This is a genomic window from Chitinophaga oryzae, from assembly GCF_012516375.2.
GTDB classification, from domain to species: domain Bacteria; phylum Bacteroidota; class Bacteroidia; order Chitinophagales; family Chitinophagaceae; genus Chitinophaga; species Chitinophaga oryzae.
In genome coordinates, this window is record NZ_CP051204.2 from 6854169 (window position 1) to 6871875 (window position 17707).

Here is a 17707-nt window from a genome sequence, read left to right on the forward strand (position 1 = left end):
GCTAATTATAATACACCTGCAGACCATTCAGCCTTTGCTGGTCTTCCCAGTGTTGCAGCAAGGTAACCATTCCACGCTGTATCAGCGTCATTTCCTTGATGCTGTTGACCAGGTCCTGCATTTTTCGATCTGCACAAATATCATAAATATTACTGTCACCGTCAATACATTTCTGTAAATATCCGGCGGTCCTGTTACTCTCTTTGATAAAAGCCTTCATGACGTCCCGCACGTTGCCGTGATAGTCAGGCCTAAAGGACTGTAAAGCCGCATCATCTGCTTTGATACGGATAGCCGGTTTCATTTCTTTCTCCAGGCTCTCCAGCACCACCACCTGGTAAGTGCTCAACTCCCGGTAATAGCTGATGATCACCTCGTTGAACTCCATAAAGCCTACCGCATTGTGTTGCATCTCCTGCCTGCTGGCCACATACAACGCTTCCAGTTTCCGGGAAAGCTTTGCTGCCTGCGGCAACGCCGTATCTTTCAGCTGCCGGGCCAGTTCCGACGCATAGTAACCATTATAGTCAAATATCTGTCGCTGGTTTTCCAGCAGCGTTTTGATGCCTGACTTTGATTTATACTGTTTGAAGATGTATCCTCCGTATTGCCGCAGCCTTCTGATCGGATAAAAAAGAAAGCCTTCACAAAATCTCCGCTGCAGGGATGAGGAAAAGAAACCGGTAAACATATGCGTTCATATTAAAAAAAGAAAAACATTAAATATTCCCGACAACACAAAGATACCTCCACCCCCAACCCTGAACAATGATAATCATGGCAACAGGGAATGATTGTCATCAACGCGACCGGTGACCATCGTCACCGAAATCCGGCTGATTGTCGTAACTTAATGGTACAGATCTGTTTACAAAACCCCTAAAGCAGCTTCTTATGCGTAATTCTGCGGAAAAGCTCCGGCAACTGGCCAATGTGACCACCCCGGCCTACTCCTTTCAGTACCTGCTGCTCGTCAGCGCCGGTGATTATAAATTCCTGAAGGAAATCGCCTCCATGTATCTCGACGCACTCCTGGATTATGTGAACGACTGCCGGCAACTCGCAGTGGATAAAGACCTTGAAGCCCTCAAACACCAGACGCATAAGGTTGCGACGTCTTTTAAAAGCCTCGGCATGGATTACCTGCAGCCCTGCTTTGACCAGATCAAACACTGCGGCGTATGGGACAACGCCACCAATGACAGTATTAATATCCTGATCAGCACTGCGGAAAATAATGTTCCCCTGGTAAGGAAAGACCTCGGCCTGTAGCTATTTCCGGCCCGCTTCGGAGGGCTGAGGCGGCCGATAGCCAAAACAACGGTACACCAGGAATTTACGGACTACCCTGCCATGCAGTTTCACAATAATAGGCGGCAGCGGCTCCAGTTCAGCAAAATAAGGCTGCAGCTCATTTACATACGCCTGCTCGTCCTTGTCATCCTTCACGTCTGTCAGGGAATTGATAAAGATGGCATTCCTGCCTTCCAGCCTGCTCAGATCTGTACCGATATAATCGAATTGAAGCGCATTCTCCCCGATAACATTCCTGGAATAGACCATCCCGGGAAGATAGAAATTGAGCATGGCGCTCGTTTTATAATCATCGGCAGAAAAAATAAAATCATCCGGGTACTGCGCACGTATCTCCCGCGCCGCTTTCCCCAGGCCTTCCCAGCCTATCATGGTATCATCTGAATGAATAGGCACGGGATAAAACAAAATCTCTACCGCCAGCGCCAGATGCACCACCATGGAAACGATCCACTGCCAACGGATATATTTCATGCCCATCCAGGCGCTCACCCAGATAATTCCCGTGATATACGCCGGCATCATCCAGTTCAGCTTCACCCAGTAAACGGGAGAGATCAGCATAAAACCCAAAAACGGCGGCAGGAAAAAACAGAGCAGGAACAGCTGCTTCGCCGGCACACGCCACGCCCTCCGCCGGTAACGGCCAAAAGCCCTGTACAGATAATAGAACAACGCGCCCAGCAACACCGGTATCAGTATCGCAGCCTGATGCCCGATGACGCCAAAGAAATCCAGCGGATGCAGCTCCATACCGCCTACTCTTCCGGATGACTGAAAACGGAAAGAGGCAAACTGGTTTTCCACATTCCAGATCACCACAGGAGAAACAGTCAGCAGGAAAAACGCAACGGCCAGCAACAGCCACGGCGACCAGAGGTAGCGCCGGTGAGGGGCAGACAATAACAAAAACAGGATAGTGCCCGCCGGCAATATGATACCGGTGTACTTGCTGTCAAACGCCAGCCCCATTGCTATGCCCGTCCACACCCAGGCCATCCGGCTGCCTTCAAACACCGCTTTGTACAACGCAATGAGCGAAATGCCCCACCACAACAGCAGCGGCACGTCCGGCGTAGACACCAGCGACAGCAACGTGATCATCAGTGTGGAATACAGCAACAGCAGGGCGCGGGAAGCACGGTGCCGCGACAGGAAAAAAGTGGACAACCGGTAAAAAGCCAGCAATGTGCCGATAGTCACCACCGTATCGGCCAGCTTGATCACCCAGGCATGCCTGCCCAATACATCCGTGAAAAGCCGCAGCGTATAGGCTATAGCGGGCGGATGATCAAAGTAGGACAACGCCAGGTGCTGACCATAAAAGAAATAGTAAGCATCCTGCGGCATCAGCCCCATCGCGCCAATAAAAGAAAGTCTTAATACGGTAACTACACAGATGGCAGCCACCAACCACTTATTTGCAGAGATATATCTGATAAATAGATTACTCGGACCCGGTTTCCGCATGAGTTGTGATGACAGTTAGTTGATGAAGCCCACAAGAACCATTCCGGACATGTTTCCGACGGGAAGATAACACTTTTGCCTGTGCCCCGTCATTATTTGTTATATTAGACGCGTTATTATTTTCCCATCCTGATGCAAACTGTGGCGGTTTTCAACGGCAGTATCAACAAAAAACCCGGCGTATGGCAGTAAAAATCAATTTACCGGAAAATATCACCGGCCTCGATGATGCAGCAGTAGCTGCCTCCCGGGAGGAGCACGGCCGGAACATTCCGCCGGAACCTTCCATTAACCCGGTGCTGGCCCTGCTGAAAGAGATACTGCAGGAGCCAATGCTGATGTTGCTGATTGCCGTTACAGCCATTTACTTTGTACTCGGCGAATGGGGCGAAGCCTATTTTATGCTGGCCGCCATCGCCGTGGTATCCGGCATTTCTTTTTACCAGGACAGCCGTAGCCGTAAGGCGCTGGAAGCGCTGGAAAAAATGAACGAGCCGCTGAGTAAGGTGATCCGCAACGGTACGCTGCAATCCATCCCCACCGCCGATATCGTCACCGGCGACATGCTGGTGGTGTCGGAAGGCAATACCATCAATGCCGACGGCGTGATTGTGCACAGCAACGATTTCTCTGTCAACGAATCAGCCCTCACGGGCGAAGCCTTCGCCGTTTTCAAGGACGCCGGCAGCGAAGCCCCCTACGTCTACAGCGGGACGGTCGTGGTATCCGGCCTGGCCATCTGCCGCGTGGAACAGATCGGCGACCAGACCAAAATAGGACAGCTGGGCAAGGCTATCCTGGACATCCGGGAGGAACCTACGCCGCTGCAGCAACAGATAGAGCAGTTTGTAAAAGGGATGGCCATCATCGGCATCGGCGTATTCCTCGCCGTATGGCTGTACAATTTTATACAGAGCCGCAGCCTGACCGACAGCCTGCTCAAAGGGCTCACCCTCGCCATGTCCATCCTGCCGGAAGAGATACCTGTAGCCTTCACAACGTTTATGGCGCTTGGCTCCCGGCGGCTGATGCAGCTGGGCATCATCGTCAAAAAAATACGCACGGTGGAAGCGCTGGGCAGCGCTACCGTCATCTGCACCGATAAAACCGGTACCATCACGGAAAACAGAATGAGCCTGCAGTCGGCCTATAACGCGGCCGATCAAACGCTGTATGAAAACGGGCAGTGGCCGGCCGCCGTTATCCGCGCCGCCATGTGGGCCAGCGAACCGGTACCGTTTGATCCGATGGAGAAGACGCTGCACCAGCTGTATGCGCAGACTACGGCAACGGATGAACGCCCGCAGTACCACATGGTACATGAATACCCGCTGGAAGGCAAACCGCCCATGATGACGCACGTGTTTGAAACGAACGACGGTCAGCGGATCATCGCCGCCAAAGGAGCGCCGGAAGCAATCCTCCGCGTTTGCCATCTGCCGGAGGCAGAAAAAAACAAGGTAGAGCAACAGGTCAGCCAACTGGCGGAAAAAGGATATCGCCTGCTGGGCGTAGCTACCTCCAACTTCAAAGGAACAGACTACCCGGCGCAACAACAGGACCTGCCCTTCAGTTTCGTGGGACTGGTGGCTTTTTATGATCCTCCAAAAGCCAATATCGGCCAGGTCTTCCAACAGTTTTATGAGGCCGGTATCGATATCAAAATCATCACCGGCGATAACAGCGCCACCACCAAAGCCATCGCTGCCCAGGCCGGCCTGCGGCACGCAGGAGAAGCGATCGACGGCGATGCCCTCATGCAACAGTCCCTTCCCGACATGCAGGCCACACTGCTGCGTGTGAACATCTTCACCCGCATGTTCCCCGAAGCCAAACTGGCCGCCATCAACGCACTCAAGGCAGACAGCCAGGTAGTGGCCATGACCGGCGACGGCGTCAACGACGGTCCCGCCCTGAAAGCCGCCCACATCGGCATCGCCATGGGCCAGAAAGGTACCGAGATCGCCAAACAGGCCGCCGCCCTGATCCTCGTGAACGACGACCTCTCCGGCATGGTAGATGCAGTGGCCGTTGGCCGGAGGATCTATACCAACATCAAAAAAGCAGTACAGTACATTATCTCCATTCATATCCCCATTATTCTCACCGTATCACTGCCGCTGTTCCTCGGATGGAAGTACCCGAATATTTTCACGCCGGTACACGTCATTTTCCTTGAGCTGATCATGGGCCCTACATGTTCTATCGTGTATGAAAACGAACCGATGGAACCCAACGCCATGCGGCTGCCGCCACGCCCTATCGGACAAACGTTCCTGTCTTTCAGGGAAATGATCATCAGCCTGCTGCAGGGACTCGCTATCACCGCCGGCGTACTGGGCGTTTACCGGTACAGCCTGTCACAGGGCCACGATGAAACCTATGTCCGCAGCATGGTATTTACGACGCTGGTACTTGCCAATGTATTCCTCACACAGGTGAACCGCTCTTTCTATTATTCATTTATAGCCAGCATGCGCAATCGCAACAAGCTGATGGTAGGCGTTATCCTGATTACGCTGGTGCTGCTGGCAGCGATGCTTTATATTCCAGCGGTGTCGGGCTTCTTCCATATCACGGCACTGGATATACGCTCTCTGCTCATATGTGCCGGCGTTGGCGCGGTATCTGTATGGTGGTTTGAGATATGGAAATGGAGCAAACGATTAAGGGATTAAGGGATTTAGGGATTTAGGGATTTGGGGATTTGGGGATTTGAGTTTAGTATGACCCAATCCATTACTTCTTTCCACGAAATCAAAAAATCACGAAATCAAAAAATCGAAAATCAATAAATATGATGAGGGTTTTTGCGACAAGAGTCATCCCGCCGGATGGACTGGAACTATTACAACATGCAGGCATCAGCGTAACCCAATGGACAGAGAAACGGGGACTTTCTGCAGCAGAGCTGATTGCACAGTGCCAGCAATACGATGCGTTGCTGCTGGCCAGCGACAACCACATAGACCGCGCTTTCCTGGAGCAGTGCCGCCACCTGAAAGTAATAGCGCTGTTGTCTGTCGGATATGACAAGGTAGATGTGGCCGCGGCCAACGAACTGCGGGTACCGGTGACCAACACGCCGGGCGTATTAAGCGCCGCCACCGCTGATACTGCTTTCCTGCTGATGATGTCTGTGGCGCGTAAAGCCTTTTTCCACTACCGGCGTATCCTTCGCGGAGAATGGAATTTCTCCGAACCTACCGCCAATCTGGGCGTTGACCTGGAAGGAAAAACGCTCGGTATCTGGGGGCTGGGCAATATCGGTCATGTGATGGCCAAACGTTGCGTCAGCGCTTTTAACATGAAAGTGATCTACCACAACCGTGGCCGCAACGAAGCCGCTGAACAGGAGCTGGGCGCCGTCAGGGTTTCTTTCGGGGAACTGCTGGCCCAGAGCGATGTGCTCACCGTACATACCGCGCTGACACCGGAAACCACCGGCGTGTTCAACAAAGCTGTTTTTGAACAGATGAAGCCTTCGGCTATTTTCATCAATACCGCCAGGGGAGCCATCCACAACGAAACAGACCTGATTGCGGCACTGCAACAGGGCGTTATCTGGGGCGCCGGGCTGGATGTCACCAATCCGGAACCGATGCAGCCCGACAACCCTTTGCTCAATATGCCGACTGTGGCGGTATTGCCACATATTGGCTCTGCCACCGTGGAAACCCGTAACGCCATGTCCGCCATGGCTGCCAAAAACATACTGGCCGCATTCAAAGGAGATCCGCTGCCCAATCCCGTCACCAGCCTCTGACAGCATGGCCGCTTCTTTCATTTTAAGTACCTTTAAATAAATGCGCTTTTATGAGAAAAGTGGCCATTATCGGCGGGAAACGGATTCCCTTTGTCAAATCTTTCCGGGAATACAACCGGGTCTCCAACCAGGAGATGCTCACCGCCTGCCTGCACGCCCTGGTGAGCACCTACCGGCTGGAAGGACAACGCATCGGTGATGTGGCGCTGGGCGCGCTGCTGAACCGCTCCACTGAATGGAACTTCGCACGGGAATGTGTGCTGGGCACCGTGCTCGATCCGCATACCTCCGCATACAATGTACAACGCGCCTGCGGTACCAGCCTCGATGCTGCCATACAACTGGGCCTGCGCATCGCTGCCGGACAGATAGAAACCGGTATCGCCGGCGGAAGCGATACCAACAGCGACCTTCCGCTGATGCTGCAACAACAGTTAGCCTGGAAACTCACCGCCCTCAAAGGCGCTAAAACACTGGGAGAAAGGCTGCGTATCCTCACTTCCGTCCGTTTCCGCGAACTGTCGCCCCTCTATCCTTCCATTGTAGAACCGCGCACCGGCCTCTCTATGGGACAACACACAGAAAAGATGGTACAGGAATGGGGCATCAGCCGGGAAGATCAGGACGCGCTGGCGTATACCAGTCATATGAACGCTACCCGCGCCTATATGGCCGGCTTCTTCGAAGGGCTGGTCATCCCCTTTAAAAACGTGAGCCGCGACACCATCATCCGCCCGGACACCACACCTGAAAAATTAGCCACACTGAAACCCGCTTTTGATCATACCGGCAAAGGCTCGCTCACCGCCGGCAACAGCACCATCTATACCGACGGCGCAGCCGCGCTGCTACTGGCTTCCGAAGAATATGCACAGCGCCGGCAGTGGCCCGTACAAGCTTACCTGACAGACGGGGAAACCGCTGCGGTGGACTATGTGCACGGCGAAGGCCTGCTGATGGCGCCTACCTATGCCGTAGCGCGACTGCTGCAACGCAACAACCTGCGCCTGCAGGATTTCGATGTATATGAAATTCATGAAGCTTTCTGCGGCCAGGTACTCTGTACCCTCAAAGCCTGGGAAGACGCCGCTTACTGTAAAAAGCTGGGACTGGACGCCCCGCTGGGAAGTATAGACCGTAACAAACTAAACACGAAAGGCGGCAGCGTGGCCATCGGTCACCCTTTTGCCGCCACGGGCGCCAGGATTGTGGCACAAACGGCTAAAATACTCCAGGAACGCGGCGGGGGCAGGGCTTTGGTATCCATCTGCACCGCTGGTGGCATGGGCGTTACCGCGATCCTGGAGCGGTAAAAATACTATTTCAGCAGTCTCGCCAGTTCCTCCTGCAGCGCTTCGCCACGCAGGTTGGAAGCAATGATTTTTCCGTTAGGATCAATCAGGAAATTCTGCGGAATGGAACGGATCATATACAGCGCCGCCGCATCTGCCTTCCACCATTTCAGGTCGCTCACATGGTACCATGCCAGGCCGTCTTTCTCAATAGCTTCTGTCCACTTATCGTGCGCGCCTTCGCGGTCCAGTGATACGCCCAGCACGGTAAAGTTTTTGTCTTTATACTGCTGGAAAGCTTTCACCACATTCGGATTTTCTGCACGGCAGGGACCGCACCAGCTGGCCCAGAAATCAAGCAGCACATATTTGCCTTTCAGGTCAGACAACTTTAATGTCTTGCCGTCCGGCGTAGTGGAAGCAAAATCAGGAGCAGGCTGGTTAACGCTCAGTTTGGCAGACGCTTTCAGCAACTCCTGTACAGACAATCCCAGCGAAGACTGACGCAATGCCGGCGTAAATTTATTGAAACGCTCCTGTGTAGCAGGCACGTCTTTTACACGACCACCCAGGCTTTCCTTGAATTCTACCAGGCTCACATAATAATCCGGGTGAGCGTTAATGAAAGCATTGGTAATGCCCTCCTGTTGTTTCCACAGCTCGCTCATTTTATTGCCCATGGCCATTTCGGCAGCAGTGTCCCTTTGGGCCTTGCCACTCTGTACGGCCTGCATCTGCTGCATGTATCTGGAACGCAGCGCATCCATTTCGCCGGTTACCTCCTTCAGTTCTTTTTGCAGTTGCTCCTGTTGCAAAGAGAGTGAAGCACCTTTCAGCACTCCTTTCGCCAGCAGGTTACCGCCGCTGGTATCTTTTACCGTCAGCGATACCTTGTCGCCGGGCTTCAGGAATACGTTCCTGGTGCCATAATAAGACTTGCCGTCTTCTTTTTTCGTGACCCGTAAGGCAGCCTGAATAGTGTCTGTCAACGCATATTTCAGGGTAAAAGCGCCTTTTTCCACTTTGGCGGAATCGAGCGCAGTACCCCTGCCCTTCAGCAGATAGATGTACTCATTATTGAAAACAGACGGTATTTTACCAGTAATAGTTACCCCGGCCTTTTGTGCATACAGGTGGGTCATGCCTGCCATGGCAGCGCATACAAGAAAAACTTTTTTCATCAGTGTTAATGGTTGGTTGTGACCGGAAAAGTATAAAAAAAGAGCGGAATTCGATTTACCGCTCATCCCAATGGCGTAGTCTTTGTGGCCATTTCCCTAAAAATATGTGTATGGCAAAAGAACACAAACCGGCCGGTCAGCCCGATAATAACGAGCACCATACCCAACGCGAAGAAACCGGTGAATTCCAGCAGACCGAAACAACCGATAACTACAATATTAACCAGCCCAGCCAACCCGGGCAGCAAGACCAGGAAGACCAGGAAGACAGGGAAGATCCGGACGACAACTCCTGAAACAATTACGAATTACGAATTACGAATTGAGGGTCCTTTTATAAAGCGGTTACTTAAGTAACCTGTCTGTAAGGAAATTCGTAATTCGTAATTCGTAATTCGTAATTCGTAATTCGTAATTCGTAATTCGTAATTCGTAATTCGTAATTATAATTTGTGAAGCTGGAAGTACCCCAGATGCAGTTCGTCTTCGGGCGCCGGAGTTGAGATCTGTGTTATTTTCAGTTGATATTGAGTCCTCACGGAGGCCGGCAGAATATCTTTCACCGGAACGATATCGTCTACATCCACACCGTATTTATCGTCCACGTGAGAAGTAGCGGCGGGTGATCCCGGAGAGGTAAAGGTATTATGCTGGTAGAAAGCTGTCTCTTTCGCTTCCCGGATAGCGGCGCCGATGTCTTTGCTGACGCGCAGCATTTTGTAATGATACTCTTCCATCTCTCCCGGTTTATAGCCGCCAAGGTTCAGGAAATACAGCTGCTCTGCATTGTCCACTGTTTCCTCACGGGAAACCACGGTGATCTGGTAATTGCCGACATTGTTCACCTCCCTCCAGGCGTCTACATGCAGCTTGTCGCCGGCTTCAGGCCAGAAAGCTTTCATATCCGGTATCAGGTCGCTCAGTTTACGCGCAATGCCGAAAAAGACATCATGTTGTTCAGTATGACGGCCGGGGATGGTGCATCCCAGCAATAACATATATAATTTCAAAGGTTCCATTTACCTGGGTTTAACGAAACGCAAAACTACACAATTCCTGTTCATGAAGTCATGGTGACCTGCAGCGTCTCTCCCGCATGCAGGGTGACTGCCTGTTTCAGCGTAACCGTTACCCGACCGTTTTCGTGCGTGAATGTGGCCGGCAATTGCCGTGCGCCGGCTTTCACCACCACGGCAGCCGGATGGCTTTGTTCAAAACAACAGGTCAGTAAGGATAGTTGGCCATGCTTCAGCGCCAGCCGGTAATCTCCGCGGCCATGCTGTTGTAGCTGTGTATAGGTGCCCCACCCTTCTGCCGTCACAAAAGGCGCTTTGAAGTTTTCTTTTTGCATCGCCGGTGCGAAGCGGATATATCGATGCGGACCGTGATACGCGAATCCACAGGCGGTGATAAAGGTACCGTAACTGGCCATGGCGCGGGCGTAGTGGTCGCTGCACTCAATTTCGTTGAAAGGGTTGCGTTTGGCGGCATGGTAACGGTCATGTACCGCTTTTGTTAGTGTAAGCGCTTCCGTGGTCATACCTTCCGCCATCATATGAGACGCCACCTGGTGCTCAAAACCGCTCATGCACTCGTTGAAATATCCCAGCTGCCACGCGTCTTTCACGCCAAACGGAAATTCCTCCCTGTAAGGATTGGTGTTCAGGATCATCCCTCCTTCGCCCGGCAGGGCGTATGGGCGGCCGCCCGGATGGGTGGCCAGGTATGGCCCTACGTCTTCCATAAAATTATACTTCCACAAAGCGCGCAGCGCGGATAATGTTTTTTCTTTATCCAGCACCCTGTCCATACCTACCTGAAACGCCCAGCTCTGGCCGTACACCTGGTCGATGTGACAGGTATTGTAACTGCCGATCACTGAACGGCCTTTTATTTTGTCTGGCTGGTGAATAAAGTATTCTCCGTTATACAATTGTGTCTCCATATTCCGGCGGCCTTTTTCCACATAATCCTTACAGATAGCTGCAAAAGCGGTATCCCCTGCTTCCGCGGCCATCAATGCACCGGCCTGCACGGCGGCGATACACAATCCCGCTATCCAGGCGATTTCGCCGTCCCAGATGGCGTCCAGCGTGTTCTCCATGGGCGTATCTTCCAGCCCGTCGCCGTTGCGGTCCTGCCGGATGATAAATTGCGTGGCTTTTTTGATCTGCGGCCAGTTGTGCCGCAGGAAACGGTCATCTGTGGTCATCTGGTGTTCACGGTAGATACGCAGCACGGTGCCCGCCTGTCCGTCGATAGCAGGACGTTTTTCCGCCTCGCCGCGGAACAGGATGCCGCCATCGGGCTGCATGCCGATGCCCAGGTCCACCCGCTGCCGCGTGTCGCGCTCCAGCGCCGGGAATATCCTGCCTACTGCCTGCGCATACTGCCATACGTGGGTGCAGGTGCCTTCGCAGGCGCCCACGCCCTCCCAGGCGTAAAAGCGGCCCGACTGAAAACGGTGTGCGGTGGTGGTGGCCAGTGTGGAAATATTCACGAAAGTGCGCTCCATCAACCACCAGGGCAACGAAGCGTCGTACCAGGTAGTTTTCCACAACCGGCTGTCGTGCGTGAGCCGCGCGTGATGTTCCCGCACATAACCTGCTACAGCGGCGGCATCGGCAAAGTGATTGGCATAATAACGCCCTTTGCCTTGTATATCTTTAAAAGAGAGATTCGGGAAATACCAGCTGATGGCAAAGTCGGTACGTATATCCTTACCCGGTAGCAGGCGATGTTTTACCGCAACGCCGCCGATCAGTTTTTCGCCGACACGATGTACAGCGGTTTCCTGACGGGACCGGCTAAACGAAGCTTCGGTCAGCGGCAGCTCCAGCTGCGTGGTGACAGTCGCCTTATCGTCAAATGCCGCCAGGCAGAGACTACCGTTGTCCGGACTTTGCTGCCATGCTGCATTGGCAGCGTCTTTAGCACGTACGGCAGACAAAACGCCTTTCCACCCTTTTCCGCCGGCAGGGGTATTCACCCGTTCATGCAGCTCTTCCTTTGCATGATCGATACCGGCCTTGTTTTCCAGCCATCCCAGCAAAGCAGCTTCCACAGGTACCTTGCCCTTATTATGGATATGGAAGGATAACAGGGTGACCGGCAGCCCCGAATCGTCTTCATTCAGGGGAATAAAAGGAGAAAACGCCTCCAGCGTGAGTTCCACCGGCAGCGCAGGGTCTATATAACGGATAGTGGCCATGGGATAGGTAGCCTCAAAGGCTATTTCCGGCCAGTTAGCTTCGTCCAGCGGGCGGACAATGGTTTCTTTTCCGATCGTGAGCTTTAGCGCCAAGCCCTGTTCCAGCGGACGGATATCTTTGGAGGGCTGGATATAACAGGCGCCGTCGCGGGAGCGGACTTTCTTCGCCTGTCCGAGTACAGCCTCTTTCCAGTCCACCTCCTTTGGCTCTATCCCTTCCTGGTTTCGGTTAAAAATATCCCACAGCCACAACCTGCCGTCGCCACCGAGGTATACGGTACCGCAGAGGATACCGCCTACGGGCATGCCGATGTATTGCAGTTCGTTCCTGCTTTTCAGGTAAGTAGTGGCCTGGCCGCGGTCGTATAAAGACGCCAGCCATGCGGCATCCGGCTGCCCCGCCAGCAGCAGGTCGCCGCCCGGTGCCACTGCCCGGCCCAGCGCCGGTATCCTTACCATCATAGTTCCGGCCATCGCCAGCCCGATATTTTTCAGAAAATTTCTGCGTGCAAGTCCCATAGAGATCAATTGGTCAAGAGCAGAAAGATAATAAAATCAGGAAGGAATATTTTCCAAATATGCGGCCAGGGGACGGACGGTGGGATAACCGCATGCCTAAACTTGTCAGAGGATGTTTTTACGCAAAAAATAAACACCGGCATTTTTAAGGCAGCGTAAAATGTAATTCATTCCCCATAAAATAATAACGGAGATGGCCGGAAGCCTCCACCGCCTGCAGGAAAGCGGGCAGCTTGTTTTTCTCCAGCGGGCCGGTAACGGCCACGTGAGCGATTTCCGGTTTATCAAAAATCACCTGTACCGCAAACCAGCGTTCGAGGATAGGTTTGAGGTCGCGTAGTTTCTGGTTGCTGATAGCATACCCTTCTCCTTTCATCCATCCGCGGATGGTGGCGGTATCGAAGGGGGCGGTGCGGATACCGTTGTAATCGCCATACACGCATTCCATGCCTGGCTTCAGCGTTACTTCATCGGAAGCGCCTTTCACGGTCAGCGCGCCTTCCACGAGCGACACCCGCACACGTTCATCGTCGTAGCCGTTGACATTAAAAGCAGTGCCCAGTACCGTAATGGAGGTATTGGGCGTATGCACTTCAAAAGGTTGGTCCGGATTGGCAGCCACTATAAACCAGGCTTCGCCTTCGAGGTACACCTCGCGTTTATTGTCGGGGAAGCTGAAAGGGAAACGCAGCTTGGAGGCGCAGTTGAGCCAGATTTGTGTTCCGTCCGACAGGGTGATGCGGTAGTCTGCGCCTGGAGGCACCAGCAGGGTATTAAGTCCGTACCCTTTGGCAGGGCCGCCGTAATGCAGTCCGGTGGAATCGTTGCGCAGCTGCACCTGTCCCACCTGCCATATCTGGAAAGAACTGTCGCCGGTGAGCGCCAGTGAAGCACGGCCGGGCACCAGCAGCTGCACCGCATTTTTCACCGGTACAAATTCGCGCGTCCTGGCGGGAAAAGTGCCGTCGTGATGCCGATGGGTATGATAAATAAAATAGCTGCCGGCTGCGACCATCAGTAACAGGGCCGTAGCGGCCCAGGCGAACCACTGACCGGCGAGACGGCGCGGAGGCCTGTTGGGAGCCGTTTCCCGGACAGCCTGTTGCTGCAGGGCGTCCCACGTATCGCGGGCAAGGGGGTCATTGTCCAGCAACTGTTTCAGCTGCTGTGCGGCAGGATCGGAGAGGGTCCCGTTACGGTGCTCTTCGAACAACATCCGTATTTGATCACTACTGTTGGTGGCCATTAAACATCAAAATAAGAAAAAATAAACACCTGCGGCGCATTTCTTCGTCCATGGTGTTATGCATGTTCCCGGAAAAAGGCGAGCGCCCGTTGCTCTGACCAGTAGTAAGGTTCGTTGAAAGTCACGAAGCCTACATGGCCACCATTAAACGGTGTTTCCAGGAAAAAAGTATCGCTGTGGCGCGCTATTTCGTACGGGTAACAGGCGGGGCTGAGGAAAGGGTCGTCTTTAGCGTTGATCAGCAGCGTGGGAATACTGATCCGGTCTAATACATACAGGGAACTGCATTGTTGCCAGTAATCGATCGCATCGCGGAAACCGTGCATAGGGCCGGTATAGCGGTCGTCGAACTGGCGGAAGGTACGGATATGCTGAAAGCCTTCCAGGCTGATGCCGTCCGGGTATTGCAATTGTTTCAGCCGCAGCTTCTCTTTCAGATCGCGGATGAAACGTTGCATGTAAATGGTGTTGTGTTTCTTTTCCAGTTCAGCGGAACTCCCTTTCAGATCGCAGGGTACAGAGATGGCCACTGCAGACCTGATCAGCGGCTCAATAGCTGTTCCCCGCTCACCGATATACTTCAGCGTTACATTACCGCCGAGGGAGAAACCTACCAGGTGGATCGCCGTATATTTTTTCAGTGATACCAGGTAAGATATCACGGTTTGCAGGTCGTCCGTTTCCCCGCTGTGGTAAAATCGCAGTAGCTTATTGGGTTCTCCGCTGCATCCCCTGAAATTCATGGATACGGTATCAAAACCGGCTTCATTAAAAATATGCACCATGCCCAGCACATACTTACGGCTGGCGTTGCCTTCGAGGCCATGCAGGATCACCACTACCCGGTCTTTTCCCTGTTCGCTGAAATCGAGGTCGAGGAAATCGCCGTCCGGCGTGGTGATACGGCGCCGCTGATAGGCAGCCGGTCTGATCTTCCGGAAGAGGGAAGGATAGATCGTCTGCATATGCCGGTTGCGTAAGAGAAATGGCGCCGCGTACTCCATAGTTGCTTTATATCAGGACACAAAGATAAACAGTAAATTGCCGGTGATTATCATAATTTTATGGCAATCCTGATCTCATCGCTGTAAAAACGAAAGTCGGATCGATCTTAGCTCATCACATAATCGGCAATCATCATGGCAATCACGGGGTTAAAGACGTTAGGCATAGAAAAAATCTTCAATCTCCCCTACCGGCAGGAGGATTTTAAGCTCATGCAACATGAGCCGATCAATATGCCGTTGATAGACGAGGCCCACAAACATGACTTTTTTATGCTGCTGATCGTGGGGGCTAAAGGCAGTGGCACGCACACCATCGACTTCCGGGATTATAAAGTGATGCCGCACACCGTATTTTTCCTCGCTCCCGGGCAGGCGCACCAGTGGCGGCTCGCCGCCAATACCACCGGCTACCAGGTGATGTTTTCCGGAAGCTTTATGTTACAGAAAGGGCCCATGTGGTCGTTTTTCACACCTTCCGCCGTACCGTTGCTGAAGCTGACACGCGAACAATATGCACAGCTCACCGCAGAACTCCGGCTGATGACCGGCGAAACGGCAGCCAATATCACACAACACCGGTTACAGATTATCCTGTTGCTGCTGCAGCGATGGTATGCCGTAGCCTACCCTACGGAAACAGCCGCCGCAGGCAACCGGCTGATCAACCGCTTTCTGCAGCTGCTGGAAAAACAATACGCACAGCACAGCGAGGTCAGCTACTACGCCGCACGCCTGCATGTAACCCCCAGTTACCTCAACACGGTATGCCGCAAGGAATCCGGTATTACCGCCGGGGAGTATATCCGGGACCGGCTGCTGCTGGAAGCCAAACGCCTCCTGATACTGACCGATATGGACGTAAAAGAGATCGCCTTCTCTCTTGGCTTTAACGACACCTCTTATTTCTCCCGCTTCTTCCGCAAGTATACCACACAAACCCCGGTGGACTTTCGCCGTGAGGTAAAGCATCTATAAAAAGTACCGGTCATTCGATAATGAGTGCCATTTCTGCCCTATGTTCCGGGCTACTTTTGTCCAAAGACGGCGCACCCGGCTCACTGCGGGACCGCGGGTATGGAGCCACCGGCACCGGACAGGTATTTGTTTCCCGGAGGTACCTTTGTTCCGGCCGCATTGCTGCTGAATTTTCAACAACGGAATAACACACCATCATGAAGAAAGGTATTTTAATTTTCCTCTCCCTATTAGGAGCGGCCGCGGTATCCGCTCAGCAGCCAGCGGACCTGGTCATCTCCCCGGTAAAAGTAATTGATATCAAAACCGGTAAGATCACGCCCAACCAGGCGATCGTGGTGCGCCACGACACCATCCTGGCCGTTACCGGCGTTCAACAGGCAAAGCGGTACAAGGTGGCAAACACCTTCGATGGCGGCAACCAATATGCCATGCCCGGCCTGTGGGACAACCACATGCACTTCGGTGGCGGCGATACCCTTGCCGGCGAAAACAAGAACTTTCTGCCACTCTACCTCGCTCATGGCATCACCACCATCCGCGATTGCTCTGCCGATATCAGCGCAGCGGTGCTGAAATGGCGCGAAGCAGTCAACAACGGGAGCTTGCAGGGACCTACTATTTTCACGTCCGGCCCCAAGCTGGAAGGCTATAAATCCGTGTGGCTGGGTGACATCGAAATTGGCACCACCGCAGAACTGCATCAGGCGCTGGACTCACTGCAACGTATACACGTAGATTTTGTAAAAATCACGGACAATACGATGAAGCCCGACCTGTACCTCGAAGCGGTAAAAGCGGCGCGGCAGCGTGGTATGGTCATATCCGGGCATGTACCTTATGCCCTTACGTTGCAGCAGGTGACAGATGCGGGCCTCAGCTCCGTAGAGCACCTGTCCTACGTTTGGAAAGCAGGTGTAAAAGACGAAGCAGCCCTCTCCCGCCGCATCGCCGGCGGAGAGATCAAAGGCCGCGATATCAGCCGGTATATACTGACCCATTTTGATACCGCCGCCGCGCTGAAGGCCTATCGCCACATGGCAGCCAGGGGCACGGCGGTCACGCCTACTCTCTCGCTGGGGCAGATACTCGCGTATTTCGATCAGGACGATCATGCACACGATCCTTACCTGGCCTACATCGGCAAGGGGTTGCAGAAAACCTACGAGATGCGTGTAAAACGGGTCATGAAAGACGACAGTACCGCTATTGCCTATCGTAAAGAGATATACGAAAAAGAGTCTGCCATCCTGCCGTTACTGCAAAAAGCCGGTGTGAAGATCATGGCAGGCACAGATGCCGGCTATCTGAATTCATTTGATTATCCGGGTATCGGGCTACACCGGGAGCTGGCGCTCATGGTGCGTTTTGGACTTACACCCCTGCAGGCGTTGCAGGCTTCGGTGATCAACTCCCCCGTGTTTCTGCATAAAAAAGATTACGGCGCACTCGCCGCCGGTAAAAAAGCAGACATCCTTCTTCTCAGCGCCAATCCGCTGGAAGATATCCACAACACCGAAAAAATAAGCGCCGTTGTTACCAAAGGCCGGCTGTTAGACCGCGCTGCGCTGGACCAGCTGCTCAACAAAGTAAAAGCAGCCAATGCACAGTAGCTCGTCCTCATGCACTTTCTGCAGGCTGAAGCACTTTCTGCTCTAAGCCTCTTCTGCAGGGCAGAAAACATTCATTACAGAAAGAAACCGACTACATCGTTGCCCCGGGCGTA

General features: G+C 53.2%; 14 protein-coding genes. 7 read left to right on the forward strand and 7 right to left on the reverse strand.

From position 1 onward, the window contains the following. Position 1: 1 nt before the first annotated feature. Positions 2-691, reverse strand: coding sequence for a hypothetical protein (locus tag HF324_RS26890; RefSeq protein WP_168806111.1), 690 nt, complete (start codon positions 689-691; stop codon positions 2-4). 203 nt (positions 692-894) lie between these two features. Here HF324_RS26890 and HF324_RS26895 point away from each other — a divergent pair, with 203 nt between their 5' ends. Then, positions 895-1272 (forward strand): hypothetical protein, encoded by a 378-nt coding sequence (locus tag HF324_RS26895; protein ID WP_168806113.1) that lies wholly within the window; start codon positions 895-897, stop codon positions 1270-1272. On the opposite strand, the gene HF324_RS26900 is transcribed toward HF324_RS26895, so the two are convergent. After that, positions 1273-2724, reverse strand: a complete 1452-nt coding sequence (locus HF324_RS26900; protein WP_168861289.1) for an ArnT family glycosyltransferase — start codon at positions 2722-2724, stop codon at positions 1273-1275. Between the two features lie 242 nt (positions 2725-2966). Here HF324_RS26900 and HF324_RS26905 point away from each other — a divergent pair, with 242 nt between their 5' ends. The 3 genes from HF324_RS26905 to HF324_RS26915 all read left to right on the forward strand — a co-directional run bounded on the left by HF324_RS26905 (position 2967) and on the right by HF324_RS26915 (position 7863). Further along, positions 2967-5462 (forward strand): cation-translocating P-type ATPase, encoded by a 2496-nt coding sequence (locus HF324_RS26905; protein WP_168861290.1) that lies wholly within the window; start codon positions 2967-2969, stop codon positions 5460-5462. Between the two features lie 119 nt (positions 5463-5581). Beyond that, on the forward strand, positions 5582-6550 hold the full coding sequence (locus tag HF324_RS26910; protein ID WP_246269300.1) for a 2-hydroxyacid dehydrogenase: 969 nt from the start codon (positions 5582-5584) through the stop codon (positions 6548-6550). A 50-nt stretch (positions 6551-6600) separates the two neighbouring features. Continuing rightward, on the forward strand, positions 6601-7863 hold the full coding sequence (locus HF324_RS26915; RefSeq protein WP_168861291.1) for an acetyl-CoA C-acetyltransferase: 1263 nt from the start codon (positions 6601-6603) through the stop codon (positions 7861-7863). Between the two features lie 5 nt (positions 7864-7868). Here the strand turns inward: HF324_RS26915 and HF324_RS26920 are convergent, their stop codons facing one another. After that, positions 7869-9023: a TlpA disulfide reductase family protein gene (locus HF324_RS26920; protein WP_168806121.1), complete on the reverse strand. Its 1155-nt coding sequence runs from the start codon at positions 9021-9023 to the stop codon at positions 7869-7871. A gap of 110 nt (positions 9024-9133) precedes the next feature. Here HF324_RS26920 and HF324_RS26925 point away from each other — a divergent pair, with 110 nt between their 5' ends. Next, positions 9134-9319, forward strand: coding sequence for a hypothetical protein (locus HF324_RS26925; RefSeq protein WP_168806123.1), 186 nt, complete (start codon positions 9134-9136; stop codon positions 9317-9319). A 147-nt stretch (positions 9320-9466) separates the two neighbouring features. On the opposite strand, the gene HF324_RS26930 is transcribed toward HF324_RS26925, so the two are convergent. From HF324_RS26930 to HF324_RS26945, 4 genes are all read right to left on the reverse strand, one after another. Next, on the reverse strand, positions 9467-10042 hold the full coding sequence (locus HF324_RS26930; RefSeq protein WP_168806125.1) for a DUF1543 domain-containing protein: 576 nt from the start codon (positions 10040-10042) through the stop codon (positions 9467-9469). A 41-nt stretch (positions 10043-10083) separates the two neighbouring features. Further along, the gene (locus HF324_RS26935) at positions 10084-12753 is read right to left on the reverse strand and encodes a GH116 family glycosyl-hydrolase (protein ID WP_168861292.1); all 2670 of its coding nucleotides are present in this window, start codon (positions 12751-12753) and stop codon (positions 10084-10086) included. 145 nt (positions 12754-12898) lie between these two features. Beyond that, entirely contained in the window at positions 12899-13999 is a 1101-nt protein-coding gene (locus tag HF324_RS26940; protein ID WP_168806129.1) for a FecR domain-containing protein, read from the reverse strand. Between the two features lie 56 nt (positions 14000-14055). Next, positions 14056-15003 carry a YheT family hydrolase gene (locus HF324_RS26945; protein ID WP_168806131.1) on the reverse strand — a complete coding sequence of 316 codons (948 nt, stop codon included), beginning with the start codon at positions 15001-15003 and terminating at the stop codon, positions 14056-14058. Positions 15004-15138: 135 nt separating this feature from the next. Here HF324_RS26945 and HF324_RS26950 point away from each other — a divergent pair, with 135 nt between their 5' ends. After that, positions 15139-15981 (forward strand): helix-turn-helix domain-containing protein, encoded by an 843-nt coding sequence (locus tag HF324_RS26950; RefSeq protein ID WP_168806133.1) that lies wholly within the window; start codon positions 15139-15141, stop codon positions 15979-15981. A gap of 197 nt (positions 15982-16178) precedes the next feature. Beyond that, positions 16179-17594 (forward strand): amidohydrolase family protein, encoded by a 1416-nt coding sequence (locus HF324_RS26955; RefSeq protein WP_168861293.1) that lies wholly within the window; start codon positions 16179-16181, stop codon positions 17592-17594. The last annotated feature ends 113 nt before the right edge of the window (positions 17595-17707 follow it).

Excerpts from the sequence above, each read along its gene's own strand:
- HF324_RS26940 (WP_168806129.1), bottom strand. The coding sequence starts at position 13,999 with ATGGCCACCAACAGTAGTGATCAAATACGGATGTTGTTCGAAGAGCAC.
- HF324_RS26925 (WP_168806123.1), top strand. The coding sequence starts at position 9,134 with ATGGCAAAAGAACACAAACCGGCCGGTCAGCCCGATAATAACGAGCAC.
- HF324_RS26910 (WP_246269300.1), top strand. The coding sequence starts at position 5,582 with ATGATGAGGGTTTTTGCGACAAGAGTCATCCCGCCGGATGGACTGGAA.
- HF324_RS26905 (WP_168861290.1), top strand. The coding sequence starts at position 2,967 with ATGGCAGTAAAAATCAATTTACCGGAAAATATCACCGGCCTCGATGAT.
- HF324_RS26930 (WP_168806125.1), bottom strand. The coding sequence starts at position 10,042 with ATGGAACCTTTGAAATTATATATGTTATTGCTGGGATGCACCATCCCC.
- HF324_RS26955 (WP_168861293.1), top strand. The coding sequence starts at position 16,179 with ATGAAGAAAGGTATTTTAATTTTCCTCTCCCTATTAGGAGCGGCCGCG.
- HF324_RS26915 (WP_168861291.1), top strand. The coding sequence starts at position 6,601 with ATGAGAAAAGTGGCCATTATCGGCGGGAAACGGATTCCCTTTGTCAAA.
- HF324_RS26920 (WP_168806121.1), bottom strand. The coding sequence starts at position 9,023 with ATGAAAAAAGTTTTTCTTGTATGCGCTGCCATGGCAGGCATGACCCAC.
- HF324_RS26895 (WP_168806113.1), top strand. The coding sequence starts at position 895 with ATGCGTAATTCTGCGGAAAAGCTCCGGCAACTGGCCAATGTGACCACC.
- HF324_RS26950 (WP_168806133.1), top strand. The coding sequence starts at position 15,139 with ATGGCAATCACGGGGTTAAAGACGTTAGGCATAGAAAAAATCTTCAAT.
- HF324_RS26890 (WP_168806111.1), bottom strand. The coding sequence starts at position 691 with ATGTTTACCGGTTTCTTTTCCTCATCCCTGCAGCGGAGATTTTGTGAA.
- HF324_RS26945 (WP_168806131.1), bottom strand. The coding sequence starts at position 15,003 with ATGGAGTACGCGGCGCCATTTCTCTTACGCAACCGGCATATGCAGACG.
- HF324_RS26935 (WP_168861292.1), bottom strand. The coding sequence starts at position 12,753 with ATGGGACTTGCACGCAGAAATTTTCTGAAAAATATCGGGCTGGCGATG.